The sequence below is a fragment of the Paenibacillus sp. FW126-R14 genome (assembly GCF_058789495.1).
The window spans coordinates 233,383-244,667 of the sequence record NZ_JBYTBS010000005.1 but is presented as its reverse complement, the minus strand read 5'-3'; the positions used below and the strand labels follow the sequence as shown (position 1 = coordinate 244,667).

General features: G+C 43.7%; 7 protein-coding genes. 4 read left to right on the top strand and 3 right to left on the bottom strand.

Going from position 1 to position 11,285, the window contains the following annotated elements; genetic code table 11:
* The 3 genes from AC3WRW_RS05760 to AC3WRW_RS05750 form a co-directional block, all read left to right on the top strand.
* On the top strand, nt 1-1,131 hold a 1,131-nt coding region (locus AC3WRW_RS05760; protein WP_492545389.1), incomplete at its 5' end, for an IS1380 family transposase.
* A gap of 208 nt (nt 1,132-1,339) precedes the next feature.
* A complete protein-coding gene (locus tag AC3WRW_RS05755; RefSeq protein ID WP_492545402.1) occupies nt 1,340-1,633 on the top strand; it encodes a restriction endonuclease in 294 nt (97 codons plus the stop codon).
* 44 nt (nt 1,634-1,677) lie between these two features.
* Nucleotides 1,678-1,824 (top strand): hypothetical protein, encoded by a 147-nt coding sequence (locus tag AC3WRW_RS05750; protein WP_492545388.1) that lies wholly within the window; start codon nt 1,678-1,680, stop codon nt 1,822-1,824.
* 113 nt (nt 1,825-1,937) lie between these two features.
* On the opposite strand, the gene AC3WRW_RS05745 is transcribed toward AC3WRW_RS05750, so the two are convergent.
* On the bottom strand, nt 1,938-2,588 hold the full coding sequence (locus tag AC3WRW_RS05745) for a hypothetical protein (RefSeq protein WP_492545387.1): 651 nt from the start codon (nt 2,586-2,588) through the stop codon (nt 1,938-1,940).
* 382 nt (nt 2,589-2,970) lie between these two features.
* Here AC3WRW_RS05745 and AC3WRW_RS05740 point away from each other — a divergent pair, with 382 nt between their 5' ends.
* A complete protein-coding gene (locus AC3WRW_RS05740; protein WP_492545386.1) occupies nt 2,971-7,110 on the top strand; it encodes an NPCBM/NEW2 domain-containing protein in 4,140 nt (1,379 codons plus the stop codon).
* Between the two features lie 137 nt (nt 7,111-7,247).
* Here AC3WRW_RS05740 and AC3WRW_RS05735 read toward each other — a convergent pair whose 3' ends face one another.
* A complete protein-coding gene (locus AC3WRW_RS05735; protein WP_492545385.1) occupies nt 7,248-7,652 on the bottom strand; it encodes a hypothetical protein in 405 nt (134 codons plus the stop codon).
* 830 nt (nt 7,653-8,482) lie between these two features.
* Nucleotides 8,483-11,074, bottom strand: a complete 2,592-nt coding sequence (locus AC3WRW_RS05730; protein ID WP_492545384.1) for an adenosylcobalamin-dependent ribonucleoside-diphosphate reductase — start codon at nt 11,072-11,074, stop codon at nt 8,483-8,485.
* Nucleotides 11,075-11,285 lie beyond the last annotated feature (211 nt).

The following is an 11,285-nucleotide window of genomic DNA, read 5'->3' as shown; positions in this document are numbered from 1 at the left end:
AACGCCGATGTCGTCATCCAAAAGATTTATCAACACGTGGGTGGTTATCATACAGATGACCATGCCGATGATTTGCATGCGGAGCCGTTGTTAACTTCAATCTTAAATAAAGAACGGCTCGCCTCTCAGCCCACGCTGTCCCGTTTTCATGTAAAATCGGACGGCGATACGATCAAATCTTTAGAAAATATTACGGAAAACTTGCAAGGTCGGGTATATAAAGTCAATCCCGAGAAGCACTTCATCTTCGATGTAGACTCCTCCGGATTTACTGCTCATGGGGAACAGGAAAGAGCCGTGTACAATGCTCACTACGGGCAAAAAGGATTTCACCCGCTATTTTGCTTTGATGGTTTAACGGGAGATTGCCTTAAAGCTGAACTACGTCCAGGCAATGTGTATACATCCCGCGATGTAGCTTCATTTATGAAGCCCCTCTTTTACAGATATGAAACCTTGGCACCCGGTGCTTTTATTCTTCTTCGGGGCGATAGTGGTTTTTCCGTCCCTGAGTTATATGAGCTAATTGAAGCACAGAAAAAGCACTACATCATTCGCTTGAAATCGAACGCCCGCCTTCAATCGATTGCTCAAGCCATTGCCGATGAAAAGCTAGATGGAACTAGCATAGACATACGCCAAGTGTATGTCGCAGAGGTTCAGTATCAAGCAAAAAGCTGGAACCGTGAACGCCGAGTCGTGATCAAAATGGAAAAGCCAGCAGGTGAACTGTTGTTCAACTTCACCTTCATCATAACGAACTTGGAGTTAAATCCCGAAGATATCATTCGTATCTACTGCAACCGTGGTCACATGGAAAACTTCATCAAGGAAGCTAAGAACGGCTTTGCTTGCCAAAAAATGAGCAGCACGAATTTCAAAGCGAATGAGGTCAAACTGCAAATCTGCATGCTGGCGTACAATTTTAATAATTGGTTTCGAAGGCTCTGCCTTCCGACGAACATGCAACCAAGTCGTATGGAAACAGTGCGAACTCAACTCGTAAAAATAGCAGCTAAACTTGTTTGTTCCGGGAGATATTGGACTTGGAAGCTATGCAGTTCCTGTGTGTATAAAAATGCGTTCAAACAGACTTTAGAAAATATAGGTCGAATTCCTCAACTCGAATGAAGTTGACGTCACATTAAAAATTAAAAAAGATTGCAAGACGCATAGAGATTTCCTAGGCAATGATAATCCATAATTATGCATAGATTAATTTTTATTACATTTATTCGCAATTGCTTTTTTTAGTTCACTAGATTTCTCGATCAAATTACATTTAATACTAAAATGAACTTATTTATACATACTACCCAATTCGAATGCTTCACTATGAATATTTCAGGCTTATGAATTCGAATATTTTGTAGCCGATATTCTAGAGGGAATATACGGGGGAACAACATATGTTACACAGAGTTCGGGGGATTATGGGGTAGACATCGAACATCAACGGAGTAATGGTCTCATTCTTGTTCAAGTAAAATGCTATAAAGAGGATGTCTCTTTTGATCCAATTGCCATTATCCATTCTCAAATTGTCAAACAGGATGCTAAAGGTGGCATTGTACTCACGACAAGTGGATTTACTTCAAACGCACAAAAGTATGCCAAAGAAGTGGTCAAGTAAATTAACCTGTCAGGTATATAATTTGGATGAAAGGAGGTTCATACATGGTCGAGTACACGAACATTCAAGACAACTCCGAAGAAATAATGAAGTGTATTGTTAACTGCAATACCGAGCAAGAGCAGAAACAAAAAGATAAAGACCTTTTGAACAGCATTCCGAACGAAGAAGAATATATGGATGAACCGTAATTCGCTTAGCTTCACGCTTATGCGAACATTCCAAGCAGCCAGGAACATAAAACTATGTTCCTGGTTTTCGCTATTTTACAAATAAGCAAGTCCCTAGTAAACAGGAATATTTATTACAAGTTTCTTTGTGATGTTCCATCACTAATCCTGAGATTCACCCCTGAATAACTACCACTTTGCGGAATACCGATGTTTCCTGCCCATTTCGTAAAATCTACGGTTATTGTCTTCGTTTCATGAGGATGAATAGATAAAATTTGATCACTAATAACGTTCAGGGATTCTAAAAACGAGATGTCCGGGAAATTTACATTTCGAATTGCGGCTGAAAAATTCACATCATTTCGACCATGATTAATAAACGTCATCGTACATTTACCCGTTATCCATGGATCTTCACTCTTATAGGTACATGTACCGCTATTTCTTACGTATTCTAACGTGTAAATCCCTTTGGCAAAAAAAGTTTGATAACCGGTGATGAGATGGGAAGGCATCCATAATATGAGAACACCGACCAAAAATACTGTTTTCTTCTGATGTTTACGCAATGACTTTTTTAAAAGTAACAAACTAGCAATAAAGATTATAGCCATGAAAATCCCCAGATAGTTAAAACCTGAATGTCTATTTGACCATACAGGTATTCCTAATGACAAAAAAAGCTTCTCACCTAACGGCTCTGCATCAGGATACTGTAAAGATAAAATGACTGTTGTCAGAATCAAAAATAATGAAATAATTAGTTTGGAATGTTTCTTCAATGGAATATTCTCCTAATCAATAGTACTTAGCGCACCCCCCTTATCGTACCATATTTTTCAAAAAACTGGATGATATAGCCTGAAAAATGAAGATGCCCAATTAGCCGCCGAAGATAAAAAAGGACAAAAAATCGGAAGAAAGGATAGTATTACCTCATTATTATTGTTTCTACAATCGATTATGATGAAAGATGATTAAAAATTCCGCGAATTGGTAGCCACAACTTATGGAGAGATGAATAAAAAGGATACTCCTCTCTCCCGCTTGATACATTACGTATCAAATAAAAGAGAGAAGTAAAAAAGGAGTTGAATCCTATGCATTACCTTGGCAGTAAGTGAGGAGCCGAAAAACGAAATCGAATACCTAAAATGAAAGGAAATGATGATTTTGAGGAGCCGAATTTATGCGAAAAGCGTAGCTCTATTGCTGGCATCTACGTTATTGCTTTCTGCTGCCATTGGTAACATCAGATCTGTAAGTGCCCAAGAAGTCCAGACCGCAGCAGCTAGTTATCAACAACCGGATATTTATCTTTCGGATTTAAATTGGAAAAGTGCTGAAGCCGGATGGGGGACGACCCAGGTAAATAAATCCATTGACGGAAATCCCCTTAACGTTGCCGGTAAGTCATACAGCAATGGAATCGGAACTCATGCGAATTCCAAAATTGTATATGATTTGTATCCTGCTTACAGCCGCTTCGTAGCAGTGGCCGGGATTGATACGGATATAAACAGCAACCCTGATAGTGTGAAAGCAAAGGTGAAGTTTATCGTAAAGGTGGACGGTGTCGATCTTGCCAGCTCGCCAGAAGTGCTTAAAAACGGCTCATACACCTTCGATGTACCTATTCCTGCCGGGTCTAAACAATTAATGCTCGTCGTAGACTCGGTGGGAGAAATCACTTGCGACCACGGGGACTGGGTTGACGCTGGATTTATTCTAGACTCGGCGCATGGCACTCCAAATGAATCGCAGCCTGTGGAGGTTTCGAGTCCTAACGGTAAAGTAACGGGCGTGGTCAAACAAAGCTCCGGCAAATTGGTTTACTCCGTAAATATGAACGGTAAGGTGGTCATCGAAGAGTCCAATTTAGGCGTATTGGCAGACGGTATGGATATTGGTAATAGAGTTGAACTGGGGATGCCGGAACGAAGTGCTCCAGCTCAAGAATCGTATCCTTGGACGGGCGTTCATTCCATTGCAAAAGATTTGCATACGCTTACAAAAATCCCTGTTACGAATGTCATAACCGGTTTGCCATACACCCTGGAAGTGAAGATGTTTGACGATGGCATCGCATTCCGTTATCTAATTCCAGAGGGCATGGCTGCCCGCAAGATTTCAGGAGAAAGTTCCAGCTTTAAAGTTCCGGCGGGAAGCCAGATTTGGTATTCAACGAACATAACTTCTTATGAAAGCAAGTATACCAAAGCGAATGCCGAATTAGTGCCAGCCGGCACCCAAATGGCTCCACCTTTGACCATTCAATTGCCAGGCAATCTCGGCTATGCATCGATTACAGAAGGGGCGCTTGTTAATTACGCAGGCATGTCTTTAATCGCGAACGGTAATCGAATATTTAAAGCCAATTTCCAAAATGGAGGAAGCTGGTCTTTATCAGGCCAAATCGAAACGCCATGGCGAATCGTGATGATAAGCCCAGATCTAAACGGTCTGGTCAACAACGATATTATCAGTAACGTTTCGGCGCCTCCGTCCGATTCGTATAAAGATGCAGACTGGATCCTTCCAGGTTCCTCAACATGGTCGTGGCTGGGTGGCGGTGGTGTTACCGTTAATAATATGAAACTTTATACGGATTACGCTTCTGAACTCGGAATTCCTTATAATCTCATAGATGAAGGATGGCAAAGTTGGGTCAGCAGCAGCGGTACCTACTGGGATGCTTTGAAAGATGTTGTAGACTACGGAAAACAGAAAAATGTAGCAACCTGGGTTTGGAAAGCCGCTCCGGACCGCAATGGAATTAAAGGCATATACGACCAGACAGCACGCCGTGAATTATTTCAAAAGCTGCATGCTCTCGGAGTCGCAGGCGTTAAAATTGACTTTATCGATGGCGAAGAAATGTATAAAATGAATTTTTACCGCGATACGTTGATTGATGCAGCAGAATTCCACCTCATGGTTAATTTCCATGGGGCAAATAAGCCTACCGGCCTATCGCGCACGTATCCCAATGAATTGAGCAGAGAAGGCGTTTACGGATTAGAGCAAGGAGCACCTCCCGCTGATTTTAACGCAACACTACCTTTTACCAGGTACTTAGCAGGTCACGGCGACTATACACCTCTCAGCTTTAGCGGGCATCTGGGCAACAGTTCCTGGAGCAATCAGCTTGCAACCGCGCTTACTTTTACATCTCCTTACTTAGTATTCGGGGAACACCCCCAAAAGATGCTGATCAATCCTGCAGTAGAATTGATTAAAAGCATGCCGTCTACCTGGGATGAAACCATTGTTCTGCCAGGCAGTGAAATCGGGCAGGTATCCGCGTTTGCCAGACGTCATGGAACGACCTGGTATGTGGCGGTCATTAATGGTTTAGACGCCCGGAGCCTGAAGATTAACTTGTCTTTCTTAGGCGATGGCCCCTATCAGGCCGCGATCTACGGAGACGATTTAATGAAGCAGCAAGGCTATTCGTTGGCATCTAAGAACGTAAATAAGAATACAGAATTAACAGCCGACTTGCGGGCCAGCGGCGGCTACGTCGCCAAAATTTCCAAATTGGATATGCAGCCTTATGGCGGCGGATTTGTTGACAGTAAAAAGGTCATCTTGCATGCGGCAAGCTCTCAAAGCGAGATCCACTATACGCTGGACGGAAGTGAGCCGACAGTTGCTTCTCCAAAATATGAAAACTATATCCAAATAACCGGCCCTTCAACAGTCCGTGCCAAAATATTGGCGGGCGATGGCTCCGGAACGGATATATCCGCCAGATTTAATCAAACCTCTCCTCATTTGGAAATTACTTATGACGGAAACGGAGATAAGCTGGATAAAGGCGGTAAAGTCCATTTCCAAACAAACGCGGAAGGCAGCAACTATGAAATCAGATACACCCTGGATGGAAGCGAACCTGGCCCACAATCGCTCTTGTACACAGTTCCATTCTCGTTTGCAACAAGCAGCGCTGTCATTAAAGCTAAACTGTTTATTCAGGGACATGATGTTGTTTCTGTCGAAAAAAGATTGTTCAGCATGGAACATATGCTGCCTACACCTCCTTTACCGGATGTTTATCTAAATGATTTGACATGGGTGAGCGCAACAACCGGATTTTCCTCTATCAAACTGAATAAATCAATAGACGGCAACCCGCTGACAGTGGCGGGGCAAGTGTATAGCAAAGGGATAGGTACTCATGCGCCTTCTGATATCGTCTACAATATCGTTCCGGACGCTAAGCGTTTTGTTGCTGTTGTAGGTGTGGATAACGAAGTTAATAAAGATGGCCAAGGAAGCATTATTTTCAAAGTTTATGTTGACGGAGTCTTGTTGGCTGATTCTCCATTAATGGGAAATAATGAATATTGGAATTTCAATGTTAAGCTTCCTGAAAATGCGAAACAAATCAAACTGACTCTTGATGATTACGACGGGAAGAACTTCGACCATGGGGATTGGGTGAACGCTGGTTTTCTCTACAGTACATCTATCCATCCAGCGGCAACCTTGCATACTGATCGAAATTCGGTGCCAGCCGGCCAAACATTTGATGTTCAATATGGGTTGACCGACATTTCGGATTCCTACTTGGCACAAGACCTGACTATCAAATATGATCCTGAACAGCTCGAATTCGTTTCGGTGTCATCGCTGCAAGAAGGATTCATCGTACCCGGGCATAAACAAGTCGACGCGGGTACGATTCGCATTATCTCCTTTAGCGAAGGACCTTCTCATGCCGTTCATACGGACGGAGATATACTGAAATTCACCTTTAAGTCTAAGCAACTGGCTCAAGGTGCCAACGCAGCGGTCTTGGTTCAGAATATCGTCCTTGCCAAAGCGGACGGATCGGAATTCAGTGTGCCGGGTGCAGAGGCTCATGTTCTTATTACTGTAATCAATAAAGCAAATCTTCAAGCAGCTATTGCTTCTGCGAAGCAAGCCTATGACTCAGCGGTAGAAGGCGGTGCGCCAGGCCAATATCCAGTTGGTTCCAAAACCGGTCTTCAAGCGGCAATCGACAAAGCTCAAGCTGTAGCGAGCAATGAACAGGCCAGCCAAAAGCAGGTTGAGCAAGCAGCCGCAGAATTACAAGCAGCTCTGCAATCTTTCCTGTCATCTGTTCACACTTCCACTCCAGGCGATATGAACGGCGACGGAAAGATTTCCATCGGTGATTTGGCGATCGTCGCGGCAGCTTACGGTCGAACTTCAGATGATCCGAATTGGAATCAATATCAACGGGCCGACCTGAATCATGATGGCAAAGTTGACCTTCTTGACTTGGTTATTGTGGCTCAACAAATCATACAATAATCCACGCCTTGCATAGAAAAAAGGATTGAGGGATGTACGCCTCAATCCTTTTTTGATATTCGAGGCGAAGGCATTTAATGCGTCCTAAATATTTAGAAGGTTTAAATAAATGAGACTTCATCTCCGCCCAAATTACCTCACTTTACAATAACGTAACTCTTGCTCTTGTACGGTACTTCCAACAGGATTTTATTGTTCTTGTCATAGACATTAATTCTCAATTCATTCATTTCAACTAATCCGAAATATACTCTCTTCCAATTAGTCTGAATAATATTAGCCTCAATAACTTGATTGCTCTTATCGATTATTTCAATTTTGTTTATTTCTAGATCATTTATAAAACCATATATTAAATGCCTTCTAACATTATCACTAAAGTTAATTCCAGATTGATCTATTAACAATTTATTCTCATTATACATTGCATTTGATGAACTCAGTTTCCAGCCTTTAGCCTCATCACCCTCAAACACTGCCAAGCCAATACCAATATTTCCATTATCAAAAGGGGATTTATATAGAATGAACGGTCTATTCATTACGGATCCTTGATAAATTGTTTGCCCATAGTCATCTCACCTTCCAACATCACTTTAATCGTCTATTCTAATATCATTTATAGTCCGACATGTTTTTTCCAAAATCCTCCATAATCCGGCTTAAATAATTAAAATCTTTTTGAAATGCAATATGGGCTGATCAGCTATTTTTTACCCGGCAATCAAAATAAAACCTGTAAACGTCGTTGTTCGCAGGTCTAAGCAATTTATATTTCAAACAAATCCTCAACTTTTCTCTCGACAAATGCATAACATCGCATAATTATACACTTCTCATCTAATCAGAAAATCGCTTTCTCAATTATCTTGAAAATTCCCTCAATATTTATGACGCCACACAGAAACGTGCTTAGTATCTTAATTACTACAGAATTAATATCTTTTGCACATAATGTGCAACAATCCATTTCGCACCTAACCCCATTACAAGTTTAACTTTTCTAGATATTTCGACAGTTGGAACAAATCCCTTTTGACTTTATGTAAATTCAATGTAAGTTATACTGAGGATTCTTACTGTTTCCTTTAAATTAACATCTATACTTATATTCCTTAAAATCCATTACATTTCAAATAGAAAGCGACAAATAACATTCAAACTTCTATCCTTCCCTATTTTTGTAATTATCTTTAAAATACCTTGAGTTAGATATCTAATATTTAACAACTTAAATAGAGAAAAGCCCGTACCTACAAGGTTTGGGCTTACGACATTTATGTTCCAACTCAACGACGTTTCATCTTCCAATCACCGACATTTTAACTTACAGTTCACAACAAAAAAACCAGGGGGTCCCCCCCTGGTTTCCCTACGAGCAGCGACTGTAGCCACAGTTCGCGCAGTTCTTGCACCCTTCGCTGTTAATCAGCGAAGCGGAGCCGCAAGAAGGGCACAAGTCCTTCGGCGCGGCGCCCACGCCGCTGCCGCCATGAGCGGCGTGCCCGCTCGAAACCGGTGCTGGCGCATCCAGCACCTCGCTCGTCGCGGTCACATAGTTCCGCGCGTCGTCTTGCTCGTTCATCACTTCGTCGTGCTGCTCGAGCGCTTTGGCAACCGCGTCTGCGATAGACTCGACGCGGTTGGTACCGAACCCAATGGCGCCGGAGCCGCCAATGCCTTTCAAGTGCTTCACGAGCAGCTTCACTTTGTCCCCGTGGTCGCCATAGCGCAAGAACAACGAGCACACACGGCCGAGTGCTTCGGACATCGCAAATACGTCGGAGCCGGCTTTCCCTACGTTAAGGAATATTTCACTCGGCGTTCCGTTCATATCATTAATCGTAATATACGCCATGCCGAATGGCGTATTCACTTTATACGTCGCACCTCGAAGAATTTGCGGACGGCGCTTGTACTGCTTATCGAAGACTTGCTCCGTCTTCGCCTCTGCTTTAACCGCCTCAGCAGCAACCGCAACCGGAGCTGCTTCTTCCGCTTTTTTCTCTACTTTGGCTTCCTCTTTCTTGTCCGTACTTGTGCTCAGCACCTGCACATCGCGGCTGCCATCCCGATAAATCGTGACGCCTTTGCAGCCAAGTTCAAATGCCAGCTCATACAACCGTTTGGTCTCTTCTACGGTAAAATCGGACGGACAGTTCGCCGTTTTGGAGATGGAACTATCGACCCAAGTTTGAATCGCCGCTTGCGCACGGATATGATCTTCCGCCGTCAACGTCATGGAAGTTACAAAATAGTCCGGCAGTTCCTGATTCGGATTCGCATCTTTCCATTCCTGGGCGATCGGTACATACTGCTTGTCAAAGCCCAGACGGCTCTGACGGAAATATTCGAACGCGAAGTACGGCTCAATTCCGGTCGAGGTGCCGACCATCGTCCCTGTGCTTCCGGTTGGAGCTTGCGTAATGACGGTTACGTTGCGCATGCCGTTCTTCCTAATGGCCTCGCCAACTTCAGGAAATACCTTGGTCATATTTTTCATAAAGCCGCTCTCCAGGAACTTATCGGCGATGAACGCTTGGAAAGAACCTTTTTCAGCTGCAATCTCTGCCGATGCCAAGTAAGCTTCTCTTGCCATAAAGCCGTAGATTTTGTCCAAAAACTCCAAAGATTCCGGACTTCCATAACGGATTTTCAATTTAATCATGAGCTCCGCTAAGCCCATAGAGCCCAAGCCTACACGGCGCTCTTTCTGTTGATTCTCACGATTTTCTTCAAAATGATACGGCGTCTTATCGATGACATTATCGAGAAAACGAGTCGAGTAGCGCACAACGGTGGCCAAATCCGCCCAATCCACATCATGCTTCTCCGCATCATAAAACTTCGATAAATTAATCGCCGATAAGTTGCAGACTCCCCAAGCCGGAAGCCCCTGCTCCCCGCACGGATTGGTACAAATAATCGGATTGAAGTACCAGCTGTTCGACATTTGGTTGTAGTATTCCATGAATACGACACCAGGCTCAGCCGATTTCCAGGCCGATTCGATAATGGTATGCCACACGTCCCGTGCCCTTACTGTGCGATAAGGCTTGACGGTTTTGCCAAGCTTTTTCCAGGCGTCCAAATTGCCGTCCCATCTATCGTTATAGTCAGGATCGGTCGTATCCGGGAAGACGAGTTCCCATTCCAGGTCTTCCTTGACAGCCTTCATAAATCCATTGCTTACGCAAACGGATAGATTGGCATTTGTAATTTGTCCCATGGTCGACTTCACGGTTATAAAATCTTCCAGATCAGGATGCCAGTCATTAATCATCAGCATAAGCGCGCCTCTACGGCTTCCGCCCTGCTCGATCAGGCCGGTCGTATAGCTGAACAAGCCGCCCCATGATACAGCTCCGCTGGATGAACCGTTTACTCCCTTAACAACGGAACGGCGTGGGCGAAGGGAGGATAGATTAATGCCGACTCCGCCGCCGCGAGACATGATTTCCGTCATTTCCGTTAAGGTGCTCATAATACCGCCGCGACTATCGTGCGGAGAAGGAATGACGTAACAGTTGAAAAGCGTCAGTTCGTCGCTCGCATCCGCCCCTGCGGCAATCCGCCCGCCTGGGACTAGTTTCCAATCATCTAAAATATATCTGAATTTATCTGTCCATTCGTTGCGTTTCTCTGATGTCGCTTCCACCGAAGCCATGGCGCCGGCCAAGCGGTCCCACATCTCTTCAGGTGTCTTCTCAATGTTTAGGGTAAGCTTCTCAACCGGAGACTTAACGGTCTCACCGCTGCGAGTTCTTACTTGAACGATGTCGCCTTCACGGCTAATAATTTCGCCTACCTCTTTGGCTGGGAATTTGGGGTCGTCCTTCGTCAAAACGAGCACAGTGTCCCCTACCTTAGCAAAGCTCGTATCTGCATTCTTGAGTGCATAGCGATCCAAAAATATTTTCTCGCTTAACCCTTCCAGCTTCTTGCCTGATTGCGAAATCCCCATCGATAAATGCCCTCCCAATAAGCTACAGATCCAGCTGCAACTAAAATGAAAATTACAATATATGGTGTGAGAAATCCATTATACAACACAAGATATTGGTCTTCGAATGGCTAAAGGACTAATTTCAATTAATAAGACAAGCTATGATCCCTTAAGCTGAAATTTGCTCTGAATTTCTAGTTATTTCATCAAAAACGGGCAGGCTCTCCGC

Bases quoted from the DNA above. Each gene is read 5' to 3' on its own strand.
- AC3WRW_RS05750 (WP_492545388.1), top strand. From the start codon at position 1,678: ATGGTCGAGTACACGAACATTCAAGACAACTCCGAAGAAATAATGAAG.
- AC3WRW_RS05740 (WP_492545386.1), top strand. From the start codon at position 2,971: ATGATGATTTTGAGGAGCCGAATTTATGCGAAAAGCGTAGCTCTATTG.
- AC3WRW_RS05735 (WP_492545385.1), bottom strand. From the start codon at position 7,652: ATGAATAGACCGTTCATTCTATATAAATCCCCTTTTGATAATGGAAAT.
- AC3WRW_RS05730 (WP_492545384.1), bottom strand. From the start codon at position 11,074: ATGGGGATTTCGCAATCAGGCAAGAAGCTGGAAGGGTTAAGCGAGAAA.